Genomic DNA, 15337 nt, shown 5'->3' with positions numbered 1-15337 from the left:
ATGGATTGGGGCCCTCGCGGGCGGATCAGGATGGAACATGTCACAGCTAGTTGAGCAACGTAATGCGGGCTTGAGCTCAATCGCTCCCGGAACTGATGGTACGAACGTTCGAGCGATGAGTGTGGCGACATCCCTCTTCTTTATGTGGGGATTTCTGACATCACTGAACGATACGCTTATTCCGCACCTCAAATCAGTCTTCGATCTGGATTACACGCAAGCGATGTTGGTTCAGTTCGCGTTCTTCTCTTCTTATTTCGTCTTCGCTTTTCCGGCAGGGAAGGTGATCGAGTGGCTCGGCTACAAGCGGACGATGGTAGTTGGTCTCGTCATCATGACGGCTGGCGCGTTCCTCTTTATCCCTGCCTCCCGGGTTCCGTCGTTTGATCTCTTTTTGGCGGCTTTGATCGTCCTAGCGGCCGGCATCACCGTTCTTCAGGTTGCCGCAAACCCCTATGTTGCAAACCTCGGTCCTCAGGGCACTGCGTCAAGCCGCCTCAATCTGGCGCAGGCTTTCAACTCTTTCGGAACCTTCCTTGCCCCAATATTTGGTGGATATCTCATTCTGTCCAAATTGCAGATGTTGCCTACCTCGACTGAAGTGACCGGCACCGCGCTGCAAGCGCAACGCTTACAACAGGCATCTAGAGTCGATGGTCCATATCTGGGGATTGCAATCACCCTAGCCGTCCTCGCAACGGCGCTGGCCCTGATTAACCTACCAAAGTTGACGTTTACGCAGGACCTTAGGCCGGGGGAGGCGGACCCGTCCACCTCAGACAGACTTCGGAATCACTCACAACTTTTTCTCGGGGCCCTGGGAATCCTCCTCTACGTGGGAGCGGAGGTTGCGATCGGAAGTTTTCTGATCAGCTACCTTCAGCTTCCAGATATTGGCAATCTTAATGCTCGTACCGCCAGCTTATATGTCTCGCTGTATTGGGGCGGAGCGATGGTCGGACGCTTCATCGGTTCCGCAATCCTACGAAGATTCTCTACGGGACGAGTGCTTGCTCTCGCGGCCTCCATCGCTGGCATTCTCGTAGTCACTTCGATGGTCGGCTTTGGACATGTCGCGGTGATCTCGATGGTCGCGGTCGGCATGTTCAACTCGATCATGTTTCCAAGCATCTTCGCTCTTGGCATCGCCGACCTCGGGCCGCTCACTGGAAGGGGCTCGAGCATCATGGTCGCCGCCATCGTTGGCGGGGCGTTGATTCCACTGCTCCAGGGACGCATTGCGGACAGTTCGATCGGATTGCATCACGCATTCTTCCTGCCATTCATCTGCTACGTCTATATAGCGGCATTCGGGCTTACGCGGAGACGCGCGACTACTATTGCTTAGTTTTTGTGCATACCTATTTGTCCCGGCTGATTCTTTTCGGAGGCAGATGGAGTTTTGGGAACTGTGCTTCGATTGCCCGGGGCCGAGGGAACGATGTGGCTTGAACTTCCCATGAACGCGTTCATTGTGACTTCGCGTCCGTGAGAGGTCTAGTGTGGGTAACACCCGAGATTGATGTTAAACAGTCTGCACGATCTCCTGTTTGCGCGTTCACTCGGCCACCGCTACGGTGCAGGAGCTGCGCCCTTCGGCTCTTCGTTCAGAACTCGCGTACCGCGCCCTTCGGGTGTTGGACTCCTCCCCCCTCGCAGGCTCCGGGTCCCTTTCCAAAAACTTCTTCTCTTGGCAACGCGGCTACTCCGCGACTTGGGAGCAGCGCACCTTCGCGCCCTTTGGGATGTGTCCCGATTGACCGGGCAAAAGGAGAAACACCATGCAGACCCAACAGACCATCACCTTCTTCGGCACTGTCAGCAACTCAGCCACCAGCCGCACTTCGAAGACCGGACGCAAGTACACCGCCTTCGGAGTTTCCATCATCTGCGACCGCAACCTCCAGGCCTTTCACTACAACGTCGTTGCCTTCGGCAGACAGGGCCACTTCGCCAAGCAGCTCCATACGGGAACCCGCATCAAGCTAGTGGTACAGGCACAATCCCAGCCAGACAACATTGCAACTCTCCCGCTCCTCACCGCAACGTTCGTGCGACCGGTTCATCCGGTCGCACCGGTAATTTCATAGCCTGAGCAGCTTGTACCAAAACCAATATAGAAGAGGAAAACTATATTGACTTTGGTACACTACCAAAGTGAAGGCGCACATGGAGAAGCTTCGAAGACTTGCCGACGAGCAGCCCGTAATACGGTCTGCCGATCTGGAGCGCCTGGCTGTCCCACGCAATTATCTCGGTCGTCTGGTTCGGGAAGGGAAGCTTGAAAGGGTCGGGCGCGGACTTTATTCGTCTGCCGACCATCCGCCCTCGGAGAACCGAACTCTGGTCGAGGTGTGCCGTAAGGTGCCTCAAGCTGTGGTGTGTCTCTCGTCCGCTCTGCGCTTTCATGAACTCACCACTGAAAATCCGTTCGAGGTCTGGATTGCGCTCAAGCAGGGAGCATGGTCGCCTCGCATGGAGTATCCGCCGGTGCATGTCGTCCGCTTTTCAGGTGCGGCTCTGACCTTCGGCGTGGTGGGACATCCGGTAGAGGGGACTGAGGTGAAGGTTTACACTCCTGCGAAGACTGTTGCGGATTGTTTCAAGTTTCGATCAACGATCGGAACGGAGCTGGCACTCCAGGCTCTTCGCGAATGCTTCCGAGGGAAGAAAGCTACGATGGACGAACTCTGGGAGGCGGCGAAAGTTTGCCGCGTTGCGAACGTGATGCGTCCGTATATGGAATCGCTGGCATGAGTAAATCTGTCAACAACGTCGCAGCTTCCGTCCGGCAGCGTCTCCTTAACCTCGCGAGAGAACGCAACGAAGACTTTGGCGTGCTGCTGACGAAATACGCCTTGGAGCGTCTGCTGTTCCGAGTTAGCCAGTCGGAGCACAAAATGACCTTCATTCTGAAGGGAGCCCTGCTCTTTGAGCTTTGGACGGATGAGACCCATCGACCAACTAGGGATGCGGATTTTCTCTCAATCGGGAGCAGCGATCCTCGCCGCTTTGCAGACATCTTCAAAGAGATTTGTGGTCTACCTGTCATTGACGACGGCCTGATTTTCGACTCGTCAAGCATCACCGCTCGGCAGATCAAGGAGGGGGCGGATTACGAGGGAGTGCGGGTGAGTTTCCTGGGCTACTTGGAGAAAGCCAGAATCCCCATGCAGCTCGACATCGGATTTGGGGACGCGGTGACACCTCCCGCAGTAGAGACAGCGTTCCCGACGATTTTGGACGGGCCGGCAGCCGTTCTTCTCACCTATCCTAGGGAGACCGTCGTGGCGGAGAAGTTCGAGGCGATGGTGAAGCTCGGTATCGCGAACACCCGGATGAAAGACTTTCACGACCTGTACACCTTGGCCCGTCTCTTCTCATTCGAAGTACAAATCCTCTCTGACGCGATCGTGCGGACATTTGAGCGGCGCAAAACGCCGTTACCATCCGGAACGCCAACAGCGTTCACGGCTGAGTTCTTTGAAGACGAATCGAAGCAGCGACAGTGGACCGCCTTCAACAAGAAGAACAGTCTTTACATCGAGGCCATCCCACTCATGACTGCTGTGACAGTCATCGAGCAGTTCATCATGCCCATGGTTAGGGGTGTGGCCGAGGGAGGGCACTGGAACCGTTCTTGGCAAGCTGGCGGCCCCTGGGTTGACCGGTAAATGACGACAAGCCGACTTCTCGTTACCTGTGGAGCGGCCAAAGATAATAGTGCCAGATTCGTTTTTCAAGGTGCGTAATGAGTGAAGATAAAGTCCCGAGCTTTCGCAGGCTTATGGCAAGAAAAACAGGTCTTGGGTTCCGCTTCGTTTAGAGGTTTACCGTTTGTGAATTGAGCAAATCCCCAGCCTCCTGTTGCGGGATACCTTTTGGAATCCTTGACCATGAACTGAACATTTGTGGGAGACCCGGCAACGAAGGACTGTTCCCGACCAAAGACTTTGTTGTTTTCCTCGGATGGGACGTATTTCCAGGCCAGCCGGGCAATAATTGTGCCATCCGGAAATGGTAGCTTTTCTTCCCGATAAGCCTTGATCGCCACATCGTTGCCCAAGATGGAACGAATATCGTTGAGATCGCCCGCCTCGTGGGCTACGGAGATCAATTTCCAGTCCCGGTACCCGTCCGGGATTGTGATTCCGACGATCGGAGCGATCTTTTCGTCGGTGTGTCCAGATGCGCGAGGCGTTGAGGCAGCGACACCGGCTACGATCGCCGCTGCAACCAGTGAGAGAGCGATTCGTTTCATAGAATTACCTCCTTAAAATGCTCAGCGCCATGCTTAGAGTTCTGCATCCGGCGTCGGCATAGGCGGTGAGATGTTCTAAATCCGAATGTTATGAACGCGCTCAATGCTTGAGATAACACCAGAAGCACTGTCGTAATTTCGTGAACCGGAGGTATCGATCAATACCCCCGATTTCTCATTGGGGCAGCTCGCCTCCAGCCTGCTCTCGCACCATATACTCGGCGTACCAAGCCGGCCAGTCCGTATCCGCATGTTTAATACGCTCCTCGTGTTGGCCATGAGCGGCCGCCGCACGGCGAAGTGCCGTCGCAAGATCGTTCACTGAGGCGAACGACGTTTTAGCCAGATCAATGCGACCGGGCAATCGGGCGGTGACCTCTTGCAATAGCCACGCGTTACCATCCGGATCACTAAACGTGACAAATGAGCTATAGCTGGCGTGATCGGATGCAGGCCCGTCAAGGCGCCCACTCGCGCCAATAGGCTCAAACTGAGCGCCGGGTGTTCCCGCATGGAAGACGTCGCTGACCTTGGCACTCTGAACAACGAGTTGGTCACGCGCGGCTTCGATGTTGGAGACGATCAGGTAGAGGCCTTGGGCTGAACCAGGCGTGGCCGATGTTATCCTCGTGCCAAATTGCACCGAGCATCCTGAACCGGGCGGCGTGAATTGGACCACCCGAAATCCGTTCTCGAATGGGAAGTCTGCGTCGAGCCTCCACCCAAGCCGCCCGTAGAATTCCTTTGCCCGGTCGACGTCCGAGACTGGAATCACGATCGCCTCTAGTTTCAGATCGATTCTTGCTAATCTCTCGTCGCTGGTCGCATTATTGCTACGAACTTCATACTTACTTTCCATGTTATTTCTCCTCTAGGTTTGAATAGGTTCACAATCAGATTTGATAAATGCGAGCAATACCAAGTCGTGTCTATCTAAGATGAAACGGCGTCCAGCGCGTGCATTCGCTAGATTTTTAGTAATGACCATCGCTCACACTTGCTTTACTCGAATCGGATAATTCCATTCGCAGTTGTTGGTTCCTAGAGAGCAAATGGCAAACCAGTTGTTGCATACTCCTCAATCTGGCTCGCGACTCTTCTGGCGAATCGATCGACGAGTCGGAGGTAGGTTGCTCTTGTGATCGTTTTTTCATACCGACTTCTCCTTCAACTACAAATTCACAGATTTATTTATAAGAAGCCTCTTCAAAGGCCGGTTGATATGCAAAGAGACCCGGGAGGCCGCCAGTCATCAGAAATAGAACAGCATCATTTGGTTTGTAGGCTCTGCTGCGAACGGCTGCTAGAACGCCCGCGAACGCTTTACCCGTATAGACCGGATCTAGCAGCAGCCCTTGTGTTCGAGCCATTATTCGAACAGCATCCAACATTGCCGAAGTCGGAATGCCATAACCGCCACCGAGTTGATCATCACTCACGTGAATTGCATCTGAGTAGACCGATTTCGTTGAGTCAAGGAAAGCTAGCGTCGCTCTGGCAAGCTCGTAGGTACTCAATTGTGTTTCCTTAGCCTGATGAAGAACGGCATACGAACTAATCCTCGCAGGATCCATCCCAACCGAAACAAATCCGGCCGCAAGACCGGCGTGTGTTCCAGAGCTCCCGTTGGGAACGATGATTTGGGTAAAGCCGCCTTCAATTTCTTGCTCCTGCTCCATAATTTCCACTGCACAATTGGCATAGCCAAGACATCCGACCGGAGAACTACCGCCAGACCCAACCAAATACGGTCGTCGGCCTTCACTCTTCAAAACTTTGGCCCGATCCGTCGCAAAATCCAGGGCGTTCTCCGTGCCAGAAAGCAGGTGAATTTTCGCTCCAAAGATTTCGTCAAGGAGTATATTGCCGTTGCGCCGATAGGCTTCATCACTCCGCGGTACAACCTCGGTCAGAACGAGTTCGCATGTCATCCCAATGTGCGCTGCGGCCGCCGCACTGAGGCGTGCGTGATTTGACTGCAAGCCGCCGACCGTGATGAAAGTGTCAGAGCCTTGCGAAATCGCATCACCCAACAGGAATTCGAGCTTCCGCAGCTTATTGCCACCTCCACCGAGACCCATGAGATCATCTCGCTTTACATAGAGCCGTACATTGGTTTCCAACTCGCGCTCAAGGCGGTTCAATCGTTGAATCGGCGTGGGGCTATCGAAAAGCTTTGTATGGGAGAAGCGCTTAGAAAAAGGTGAGTTTTGAGAGGTCATGCTTCACGCCTTCTTTATTTATGAGATCAATAGGCACCGATGTCGATGGCAGTCTCTGGATTAGCCGAAAGTGAACACAAAAGCTTCAGCTCCGGGATCGAGAAATTCGATGTCGAACTGTCGGTCAACAATTGGCTCTGTTTGTCGAATGAGTTGATAGAGCCGCTGCTCGACGATCGTGCCGTTGCCCTGAGGATCAACATCGCCTCCGTGAGCAGCGACCGGAGGCTGTTGATCGATGAGCACACGGAATCGCACAGATGCTCCTCGGCTCGCCGGTCCCATGACCAGGTGAAGATCACGAGCATGAAACCGATATGAGATGCCACCATTCATCTTGTTGAGGACACCACCCTGTTTGTGTATTGTCCAATCACCAGAGAGGGCCCATTGATTGAGTTTCAAGTGCGCCGGGGCAGCATAGTTGTGACTCTTATTTGTCGCCACCCCGCCGGGTGATGCGAAGTTCTCTGCTCGCTCGTAGCCAACATAGGTTTCCGGAGATCGCAGGCTGTTCCAATCGGCAGGAGCTTCCGGACCACGCGCATCGACCGAAGTAAAGCCGCTAGCGACGCTCGAATTCCCGATTTCAGCGAGCAATTGTTGAATGATCAGTTCGGCTCGATCATAGTTGCCTTCACCGAGTTGATGATGGCGAATGCGTCCGGTTGCATCGACGAAGTAAAGCGCCGGCCACGCGTTGTTGTTGAAGGCGCGCCATATCGCATGATCGTTATCGATCGCGATCGGATAGTCGAGCTTCATGGTCTTCCTGGCCCAGCGAACGTCATCGAGGCTCCTTTCGAATTCGAACTCCGGCGCCTGTACACCAACGACTACCAATCCCTGATCCTTATACTTTGCCGTCCATGCCCTGAGATAAGGAAGTTGACGAAGTGAGTTGATGCACGAGAAGGTCCAGAAGTTAATAAGAACGATCTTCCCGCGCAGGCTTGCTGGAGTCAACGGAGGCGAATTTAGCCACTCGGTCGCGCCGGCAAGAGACGGCATCGAACCTTCAGAAGCTAGTCGAACTGCCCCCTTGTTTGATTGGGCATTTGCGCAACCGATTAAGCCAAATTGGGCCGCGACAATCGCCATGGTCGAAGTTCCTAGAAAGCGACGACGGTTATGATCGATGTCCGCCGGAATTTGCTGCTGCGTCGGTAGCGGCTTAGATCTCATTGTTCAGAACCTCTTTATTGCTCTTCCTGGCAGGTGATGCACGACGACCACCATACCTTTGTCATGGCAGGTTAACTCAGTAGAATCCGGTCATTCGGACACTTGCGATCACACCATAAACATTGGCGAGAATCTATGGGACAAAGGTATCGGCCTCATGGTTTTACCCTGAGGCGGATACGACTCCGGGTAAAAACCGAGACCAAAGGATGATGGACGCGCACCCCAAAAGAGGCGCATCCTTATCGGATGGGGTACGAGCCGCGGAATACCGGAAAACCAGGCGATCCAGGATGTGCCACTGGACTTCACACCTCGTCTGTCGGCGCGGCTCGATTTTGCGACATTTTAGATGGAATCCCAGGGCTGGTGATTACAGCCGCCGCTACAGGTGAGCTTGAGCTCTTTAGCCTTCCGGTTTTGGAATTTTTCGGCAAGACGCCCGATGAGCTAAGAAACTGGACGGCAGGCGGCATCGTTTATCCTGATGACCTTCCCCGTCTGGTCGAAGCCTTCAAGCTTTCGATGACCACTGGCTGCCCCTACGATCTCGAGTACCGTCTGCGGCGTTTCGACGGCGTCTACCGGTGGTTTCATGGTCGCGCGCTCCCAGTCCGAGACTCGGCGGGCCACATTCTCAACTGGTACTTCCTACTTAACGACGTTGAAGATCGCCGACGAGCGGAAACTCTGTTGGCAAGCGAAAACCGATTACTCGAAATGGTTGCGGGCGGCAACTCGATATCGGAGATACTCGGTGAGCTTTGCCGTCTTGTCGAAGCCACGGCTACCGCTTCGTACTGCAGTGTTGTACTGGTGGACAGTTCCGGGACTCATCTTGAGCACGGGGCTGCGCCGAGCCTTCCCTATACCTTCACCGCCGCCATTGAAGGGCGCCCCGTAAACACTGACTCTGGCCCGTGTGCGATGGCCGCTTACCTCAACGAACAAGTTATCTCCGTCGATCTCGCCTTGGAAACGCGCTGGGAGGAATATCAGTGGTGTCCGATGGCCTTGGCGCACGGACTGCGATCATGCTGGTCGACCCCCATTTCTTCCACGATCGGAAAGGTTCTCGGCGCCTTCGCGATCTATTACAAGGAACCGAGAACACCCACCACCGAAGACCAAGTGTTAATCGCCCAGTTCAATCACATCGCGAGTATCGCCATCGAACGCCAACAGTCACAGATGTCACTATCAAAGGCACTCGATGAACTTAAGGCATCGGAAGGCCGACTCCGCACAACGATCGACGCAATTCCCGGGCTCGTTTGGAGCGCCGGTCCTGACGGAAACGTGGACTTTTTGAATCAAGCATGGTGCGACTATACGGGCGTCGGACTTGAGGACGCAGGCGGGTCCGGCTGGGCAAAGACTCTTCACCCGGAGGATGCGGAACGATTGACAGGCTCTTGGGCATCTCTGCTGGCGTCTGGAGAGCCTGGCGAGTTTGAAGCGAGATTTCGCCGTTTCGATGGCAGCTGCCGCTGGTTCTTGATTCGAGCCGTTCCGTTGCGAGATGAGACTGGTCGAATCATCAGATGGTACGGCTTGAACACGGATATTGAAGATCGCAAGCAAGCCGATTCTCTGCTTGCGGGCGAGAAGCGTTTGTTAGAAAGGGTTGCCAGCGGTACCCCGTTGAGATCGATTCTCGAAGACCTTTGTCATTTTGTTGAAGCCACTGTCACCAGCAGTTATTGCAGCGTTCTATTGGTCGACCCAACGCGCACTCACCTTCAGCACGCGGCCGGGCCGAGTCTCCCGGTCAGTTTCAATGCGTCCGTTGATGGGCTTCCGCTAGTCATCAGTTCGGGACCCTGCGCCACGGCGGTGTGCCTGAATGAACAGGTGATCGCCGCCGACATTACACTTGATGGACGGTGGGCGGAATACGCATGGTGCCCTATGGCTTTGGCAAACGGACTGAAGGCCTGTTGGTCGACTCCCATATCGTCCACCAATGGAACCGTAATCGGGATCTTCGCCATCTACTACAAAGACCCTCGAACACCCACGCTTCGGGACCAGGCACTAATCGGCCAATTCACCCATATTGCAAGCATCGCAATCGAGCGCGCGCAAGGTGAGGCGGCGTTGACGCGCAGCGAAGCATTCCTTGCGAAAGCTCAGCAGCTTAGCTTGACAGGAAGTTTTTCATGGCGAGTGGCAACCGGTGAAATAACTTGGTCGGAGCAGGCCTATCGCATCTTCGAGTTTGATCCGGCGTTGACAGTGACGCTCGAACTCATCGGCTCACGCGTGCACCCAGACGACTTCCCATTAATGCACGACATGGTAGCCCGCGCGCAAGCCGGCCAAGACTTCGAGTACGAGCATCGGCTCCAGATGCAAGATGGCTCAACTAAGTACCTCCATATGATCGCTCATGGAATTGTGGACGAAGCGGGCCAAATGGAGCACATCGGTGCCGTCCAAGACGTAACAGAACGCCGGCTTTCAGACCAGGCGCTGAGTAAAGTGCGTTCGGAGCTCGCTCATGTAGCCCGGGTCACAAGCCTAGGAGCCATGACGGCATCCATCGCCCACGAAGTGAACCAGCCGTTGTTCGGCATCGTGAACAATGCGAGCACTTGTCTGCGCATGTTGGCGGCCGATCCTCCCAATATCGAAGGAGCACTCGAGACAGCGCGACGTACGCTCCGCGACGGAAATCGTGCCTCTGACGTTATTAAGCGCTTGCGCGCGCTCTTCAGAAAGGCCGAAGCCGTTACCGAATCTGTAGACCTAAACGAAGCTGCGCGCGAGGTAGTGGCCTTGTCCCTGAGTGACCTGCAACGAAATCGCGTCATCTTGCGGTCAGAACTCGCCAGCGACCTCCCGCTCGTTATAGGCGATCGTGTCCAACTTCAGCAGGTAATTCTCAACCTTCTGCGAAACGCGTCCGACGCAATGAGTTCCGTCACGGATCGGCCTAGACAGCTGGTGATTAAGACCGAGGGAGACGAAGGAGATCGTGTGCGTTTGACCGTACAAGATACGGGGGTAGGACTAGATTCTGAGGCTGTCGACAAGCTTTTTCAAGCTTTCTACACAACAAAGACCAGCGGTATGGGAATCGGGCTTTCAATAAGCCGCTCCATAATCGAAAAACATCGCGGACGTCTATGGGCAGCGCCGAATAGTGGTCCCGGAGCTACATTTTCCTTTTCAATTCCTCGAGGACCCGGGGCTGTAACCGGTGTCGACAGTATCGACACCATTCAGACGCCCGTCGCTGCAACAAAAGCGGCCCGCGTCATGGGGAACCCGTAATGGCTATTTCTTCACTCGTATCACTTGTAGATGATGACGAGTCCGTACTTGAGTCACTTCCTGACTTGCTGAAGGAATTCGGCTTTGCGGTCAAAGCATTCTCATCTGCTGAAGAGTTCCTCGCGTCCGATAGCATCAGCGCAACTAAATGCCTTATTCTCGATATCGCCTTGCCCGGCATGACCGGTCCCGACCTCCAACGAGAGTTGATCCTCCGGCGGCAAGAGATTCCGATAGTTTTTATTACCGCAGATGAAGATGAGACCATCCGACCGCGCATGCTCGAACAGGGCGCGGTAGACTGCCTTTTCAAGCCCGTCAGTGAAGCCACTCTTCTCAAGGCGCTTGATAGGGCCCTCTGTGTGAACTGAGTAAAAAGTCGAATTTGCTTGACGAGGACTTATGAACCTAGCAACAGTAATTCAACATGCTTCGAGACCCTTACTTATGCCCCAAGCGACAGCTACAGTGTTTGTTGTAGACGATGACATCTCGGTACGCGAGTCGTTGGAATCCTTGATTCGTTGCGCTGGCTGGCGGCCCGAGGTGTTCGCGTCCGCTGAGGAGTTTCTTTCCTATCCCCGGACCCCAACTCCAAGTTGTCTAGTACTAGACGTCGGTCTTCCTGATCTCAACGGACTCGACTTGCAGAAGCGTATTGCCTTGGACCGCATCGACATACCCATTATCTTCATCACTGGGGCAGGCGATATCCCAATGTCTGTTCAAGCCATGAAAGCGGGTGCCGTCGAGTTTCTGGAAAAGCCAGTGAGCGAAGATGTTCTGTTAGGCGTTATCGGGAATGCTATCGAACGAAGCCAAGTTACTCTCGGCCACCAGGAGAAAGTACGAGCGATCCGCGATAGTTATGCCTCGCTCACGCGCCGGGAACGGGAGGTTATGGCGCTCGTCGTGACGGGTCGCTTGAACAAACAGATCGGCGGAGAACTCGGTATCAGCGTGATCACCGTGAAAACTCATCGAGGCAATGTTATGCGAAAGATGAACGCCGCTTCTCTTGCGGACTTAGTCAAAATGGCTGTGCGGCTTCGCCTTACGGTTGCTCCGAAGACCTAAAGCTTAAACGCAATGAATTCGTTGGGGCTAGAATTCTTCTCGATTTGCCCGTTCTTTGATTCCCGTGTTTTACTGCCAGGGTCTTCTCCAGACACGAACAGTTTTAGGAAGGTTCCTTTTAGTACGGCGATTACGAGGACGCTGCAAAATGTGCTGATCATTGGCCGACGAGGTCCGACATGCACTCAGTCCCCATAGATTGCGACTCCAGGCTGGCTAGCACTTCTGTGCAACCCGAGAGAAGTTGTATCCATCTCGCCGGGTTGCGTGGCGATTGCCAGTTGCACCGGATAGAAGCAGTGTGGGCAAGATGTCAGGTAAGTTGAGCCCTTCCCCCGGCTAACTGGATTGAAAAAAGCCCGCAGACATTCTGGGCAAGATACTGCTACGGCTGACCCGCCACATTCATGAGCCGACAGGTTCGGTATCCAAATCGGTACCGAAGCTCGCAACGATTCACGTGAGTCTCTATCCTCGATCGACCATAAGATCTCAAATAATCGAGCTGCGCCATTTGAACCTTTAGCATAAAACGCATCTGCCGCAACCCCCGAAGGAACGAACATGCCTGAGTGCGCTCCACTCATGGCGATGACTGCGATTACTGGGAATCGACGTCGCACGACCGACAGGAGCTCGTACCCCGACATGCCTGGCATATTGAGATCAGACAGGAGAATGCCCGGAATTCGATCTCTTAACAGCGCCAGGGTCGAGAATCCATCTGAGGCTGTACGAACGGTGTAGCCCCGTCTTTTGAATATCTCTGAAAGCCCATAGAGGATTGCCGGATTGTCGTCTACAAGGACAATATCGTTCATCTCTTTCCGCATCGTTTCTCCTAGCTTTGATGGGCCGACACGTATCGCCCGGCAGGAGAACTCAGGGATAACTTCGGTATCAGATTTTGTCGCGCTGCCTCGTAGGTCTCCCAATCAGCGACGTCGGGCAGTGAGGGGATGGTGATTATCTCGCCCAATTCGAAGCCGGCAATGGCGGCTTCGACCATATCGTCGGCATTCATCACAACTTCTGCTGGGAGTCCATTGAGTGGAGTCGCGGAGAGTTCCCAGAAGTCGGTCGCGGTCGCACCTGGCACGACTGTCTGAATGCGGATTCCGCGCCCGCTGAACTCCTTGTGGAGTGAAAGGCCAAAGGCCAGAACGAAAGCCTTGGTGCCCCCATAGACGCCGTTAAGTAATTCAGGAGCAATACCCAGTGCCGAAGAGATATTGATAACCGCTCCGTTGGCCCTCTCCACAAATGCTGGCATGACGGCATAGGTTAGCCTCACAAGAGCGGTAACATTGAGTTCGATCATTTGAGCAATCTTTTCGATACCTGCGGCTAGGAACGGTGTCGGCACACCTACGCCCGCATTGTTAACCAGCAGAGTGATTTTCGCGTCCTTCCGTAAGACCTGCTCAACCTGAGCGAGATCCGCTCGGTCGCCCAGGTCCGCGACAATGATCTCAACGGGGCGGCCGGTATCTTCGCTGACACGCTTTGCTACCGCGCTAAGGCGCTCTCGATTGCGAGCGACGAGGATCAGATCGTATCCCCGACTCGCTAACTGATCGGCGTAGATGGCACCTATGCCGGAAGAAGCTCCCGTAATCACGGCCGTGCCCTTTGAACTTGAATTGCTGAGGGCGTTACTCAAGAAGCGACTGCGCTCCTTATTGACTATTGAGGACATCGTCTTTTCTCCTATGTGGTTCGATCGATTTCATCGTGATGACGTGGGAGTGCCTGCGCACACGCGACATGCACTCCCGCCGTAGGCTTAACCGCGTAGTGAACGGAACGCTGCTCGCATTTCTTGGGAAAAGAACTCTGGCTGCTCCCATGCCGCGAAATGCCCACCCTTCGCGGGTCGGTTGTAATAGATCAGTTTGGAATACGCTTTCTCCGTCCAAGTCTTCGGGGCCTGATAAATCTCGTCCGGGAAGGCGCTTACGGCAACCGGGATGGAGACGCCCCTCGGATCGAAGAAGCCGCCTTTATATTCCCAATAAAGACGAGCCGACGAGACCGCTGTCTTGGTCAACCAGTACAGCGTGATATTTTCGAGAACGTCATCTCGTGTCAGACCCTCCGTCTGTCCGTCGAAAACACGCGCGATGAGTGCCTGGCTACTGGCGTCGTGATCGAGTATCCAGGCGGCCAGTCCGATAGGTGAATCCTCAAGGGCGTAGAGCGTTTGCGGACGACCGGACATCTCTTGCGCATATCCAAGACCGTGCTTATAAAAAAAGTCGAGCTGCTCCCAAGCGCGATCCTCGTCGGCTGAAAGTGCGTATGGCGGCGGTTGCCTTAACTGGAGTGCCTGTTCAATATCTGCAGGAACCGTACCCGGCATATTGGTGTGAATTCCAATCAACTCCGGAGGCAATTGTAGAGCCATCAGCTCTGTAACAGAATTCCCCCAGTCGCCTCCTTGCGCTACAAATCGCGTGTACCCGAGGCGTTTCATCAGCACAGTCCAGGCGCTAGCAATGCGCTTCGGATCCCAGCCAGTTGTAGTCGGTTTTGCCGAAAACCCATAACCCGGCAGTGAAGGAATGACTACGTCAAAAGCGTCTTCTGCAGTGCCACCAAATGCCGTGGGATCGGTAAGTGGGCCGATAATCTTTAGCTGCTCAATGATCGATCCGGGCCAACCATGGGTGATGATGATCGGCAATGCGTTCGCATGCTTCGACCGGACATGAATGAAATGGATATCGAGCCCGTCGATGGTCGTCACGAATTGCGGAAGGGCGTTCAGCCTCACTTCAACTTTCCGCCAGTCATAATCCTTTTCCCAATATTTCGCGAGTTTCCGCATCGTCGCGAGTTGAACGCCTTGCGTTACATCGCTTACTGTCTCCTTCTCCGGCCACCGCGTCGCAGCGATGCGCCTGCGCAAATCTGCTAGGTCTGCTTGCGGAACGTTGATACGGTAGGGGCGGATGGATGAGTCTCCATTCGCGCTACTCGATCCCTTGTTCTCCGGTTGGCTGCTTGCAGCGCGAGCGTCGGTCGGTTCGGCAAGTCCGAGAAGACCCATTGCACCTGCGGCTGCTGAAGTGGCGAGAAAACTTCGCCGAGTCGATACGATTGTTTGGAATTCTGTCATGATCTTTTCTCCTTGAGAAACTGCCGTTACACGCATCCGCTAAATCGGATCCGTTACACAGCTGTGATCAAAACAGAACGGTTGGGGCGGATCTATGAGCCAAAGGTATTGATTGATACCTTGGCATGAGTTCCTGCGAGAGACTCAGCGAGCAACTACGCCAGATGACACTGAACGCGCTTCCTTGTCTGA

The 15337-nt window shown here is 54.3% G+C and carries 14 protein-coding genes; 7 read left to right on the top strand and 7 right to left on the bottom strand.

The annotated features are described in order from the left end of the window. Window positions 1–37 precede the first annotated feature (37 nt). The 4 genes from VO84_RS03370 (at window position 38) to VO84_RS03355 (ending at window position 3674) form a co-directional block, all read left to right on the top strand. Complete coding sequence (locus VO84_RS03370) at window positions 38–1348, top strand: sugar MFS transporter (protein ID WP_082661658.1); 1311 nt, start codon at window positions 38–40, stop codon at window positions 1346–1348. 433 nt (window positions 1349–1781) lie between these two features. Continuing rightward, a complete protein-coding gene (locus VO84_RS03365; protein ID WP_058185861.1) occupies window positions 1782–2090 on the top strand; it encodes a single stranded DNA-binding domain-containing protein in 309 nt (102 codons plus the stop codon). A gap of 79 nt (window positions 2091–2169) precedes the next feature. Next, a complete protein-coding gene (locus tag VO84_RS03360; RefSeq protein ID WP_058185940.1) occupies window positions 2170–2757 on the top strand; it encodes a type IV toxin-antitoxin system AbiEi family antitoxin domain-containing protein in 588 nt (195 codons plus the stop codon). After that, window positions 2754–3674 (top strand): nucleotidyl transferase AbiEii/AbiGii toxin family protein, encoded by a 921-nt coding sequence (locus tag VO84_RS03355; protein WP_058185860.1) that lies wholly within the window; start codon window positions 2754–2756, stop codon window positions 3672–3674. Before VO84_RS03360 ends, VO84_RS03355 begins: the two co-directional genes overlap by 4 nt. Window positions 3675–3739: 65 nt before the next feature. Here the strand turns inward: VO84_RS03355 and VO84_RS03350 are convergent, their stop codons facing one another. The 4 genes from VO84_RS03350 to VO84_RS03335 all read right to left on the bottom strand — a co-directional run bounded on the left by VO84_RS03350 (window position 3740) and on the right by VO84_RS03335 (window position 7584). Further along, complete coding sequence (locus VO84_RS03350) at window positions 3740–4261, bottom strand: cytochrome P460 family protein (protein ID WP_058185859.1); 522 nt, start codon at window positions 4259–4261, stop codon at window positions 3740–3742. Between the two features lie 175 nt (window positions 4262–4436). Further along, complete coding sequence (locus VO84_RS03345; protein WP_058185858.1) at window positions 4437–5120, bottom strand: VOC family protein; 684 nt, start codon at window positions 5118–5120, stop codon at window positions 4437–4439. A 328-nt stretch (window positions 5121–5448) separates the two neighbouring features. Continuing rightward, a complete protein-coding gene (locus VO84_RS03340; RefSeq protein ID WP_058185857.1) occupies window positions 5449–6483 on the bottom strand; it encodes a D-cysteine desulfhydrase family protein in 1035 nt (344 codons plus the stop codon). Between the two features lie 60 nt (window positions 6484–6543). Continuing rightward, the gene (locus VO84_RS03335; protein WP_197413875.1) at window positions 6544–7584 is read right to left on the bottom strand and encodes a redoxin domain-containing protein; all 1041 of its coding nucleotides are present in this window, start codon (window positions 7582–7584) and stop codon (window positions 6544–6546) included. A gap of 333 nt (window positions 7585–7917) precedes the next feature. Between VO84_RS03335 and VO84_RS03330 the strand changes: the two genes are divergently transcribed. The 3 genes from VO84_RS03330 to VO84_RS03320 are packed head-to-tail and all read left to right on the top strand — an operon-like array spanning window position 7918 to window position 12024. After that, a complete protein-coding gene (locus VO84_RS03330) occupies window positions 7918–10947 on the top strand; it encodes a GAF domain-containing sensor histidine kinase (RefSeq protein ID WP_082661656.1) in 3030 nt (1009 codons plus the stop codon). Continuing rightward, window positions 10947–11318, top strand: a complete 372-nt coding sequence (locus VO84_RS03325) for a response regulator (RefSeq protein ID WP_058185854.1) — start codon at window positions 10947–10949, stop codon at window positions 11316–11318. Before VO84_RS03330 ends, VO84_RS03325 begins: the two co-directional genes overlap by 1 nt. 31 nt (window positions 11319–11349) lie before the next feature. Then, window positions 11350–12024 (top strand): response regulator transcription factor, encoded by a 675-nt coding sequence (locus tag VO84_RS03320; RefSeq protein WP_331458385.1) that lies wholly within the window; start codon window positions 11350–11352, stop codon window positions 12022–12024. Window positions 12025–12209: 185 nt separating this feature from the next. Here the strand turns inward: VO84_RS03320 and VO84_RS03315 are convergent, their stop codons facing one another. The 3 genes from VO84_RS03315 to VO84_RS03305 all read right to left on the bottom strand — a co-directional run bounded on the left by VO84_RS03315 (window position 12210) and on the right by VO84_RS03305 (window position 15145). Then, on the bottom strand, window positions 12210–12857 hold the full coding sequence (locus VO84_RS03315; protein WP_058185852.1) for a response regulator: 648 nt from the start codon (window positions 12855–12857) through the stop codon (window positions 12210–12212). 8 nt (window positions 12858–12865) lie between these two features. After that, complete coding sequence (locus VO84_RS03310) at window positions 12866–13723, bottom strand: SDR family NAD(P)-dependent oxidoreductase (protein ID WP_058185851.1); 858 nt, start codon at window positions 13721–13723, stop codon at window positions 12866–12868. A gap of 87 nt (window positions 13724–13810) precedes the next feature. Beyond that, window positions 13811–15145 (bottom strand): alpha/beta fold hydrolase, encoded by a 1335-nt coding sequence (locus VO84_RS03305; RefSeq protein WP_058185850.1) that lies wholly within the window; start codon window positions 15143–15145, stop codon window positions 13811–13813. Window positions 15146–15337: the final 192 nt, after the last annotated feature.

It is taken from the genome of Occallatibacter gabretensis, from assembly GCF_001449115.1.
Lineage (GTDB): Bacteria > Acidobacteriota > Terriglobia > Terriglobales > Acidobacteriaceae > Telmatobacter > Telmatobacter gabretensis.
The sequence above is the reverse complement of the archived record's forward strand: the minus strand, read 5'-3'. Positions and strand labels throughout refer to the sequence as shown.

What these genes read in the sequence shown, in the direction of transcription:
- VO84_RS03305 (WP_058185850.1), bottom strand. Translation starts at nt 15,145, where the DNA reads ATGACAGAATTCCAAACAATCGTATCGACTCGGCGAAGTTTTCTCGCC.
- VO84_RS03370 (WP_082661658.1), top strand. Translation starts at nt 38, where the DNA reads ATGTCACAGCTAGTTGAGCAACGTAATGCGGGCTTGAGCTCAATCGCT.
- VO84_RS03330 (WP_082661656.1), top strand. Translation starts at nt 7,918, where the DNA reads ATGGGGTACGAGCCGCGGAATACCGGAAAACCAGGCGATCCAGGATGT.
- VO84_RS03315 (WP_058185852.1), bottom strand. Translation starts at nt 12,857, where the DNA reads ATGCGGAAAGAGATGAACGATATTGTCCTTGTAGACGACAATCCGGCA.
- VO84_RS03320 (WP_331458385.1), top strand. Translation starts at nt 11,350, where the DNA reads ATGAACCTAGCAACAGTAATTCAACATGCTTCGAGACCCTTACTTATG.
- VO84_RS03355 (WP_058185860.1), top strand. Translation starts at nt 2,754, where the DNA reads ATGAGTAAATCTGTCAACAACGTCGCAGCTTCCGTCCGGCAGCGTCTC.
- VO84_RS03360 (WP_058185940.1), top strand. Translation starts at nt 2,170, where the DNA reads ATGGAGAAGCTTCGAAGACTTGCCGACGAGCAGCCCGTAATACGGTCT.
- VO84_RS03345 (WP_058185858.1), bottom strand. Translation starts at nt 5,120, where the DNA reads ATGGAAAGTAAGTATGAAGTTCGTAGCAATAATGCGACCAGCGACGAG.
- VO84_RS03335 (WP_197413875.1), bottom strand. Translation starts at nt 7,584, where the DNA reads ATGGCGATTGTCGCGGCCCAATTTGGCTTAATCGGTTGCGCAAATGCC.
- VO84_RS03340 (WP_058185857.1), bottom strand. Translation starts at nt 6,483, where the DNA reads ATGACCTCTCAAAACTCACCTTTTTCTAAGCGCTTCTCCCATACAAAG.
- VO84_RS03365 (WP_058185861.1), top strand. Translation starts at nt 1,782, where the DNA reads ATGCAGACCCAACAGACCATCACCTTCTTCGGCACTGTCAGCAACTCA.
- VO84_RS03325 (WP_058185854.1), top strand. Translation starts at nt 10,947, where the DNA reads ATGGCTATTTCTTCACTCGTATCACTTGTAGATGATGACGAGTCCGTA.
- VO84_RS03310 (WP_058185851.1), bottom strand. Translation starts at nt 13,723, where the DNA reads ATGTCCTCAATAGTCAATAAGGAGCGCAGTCGCTTCTTGAGTAACGCC.
- VO84_RS03350 (WP_058185859.1), bottom strand. Translation starts at nt 4,261, where the DNA reads ATGAAACGAATCGCTCTCTCACTGGTTGCAGCGGCGATCGTAGCCGGT.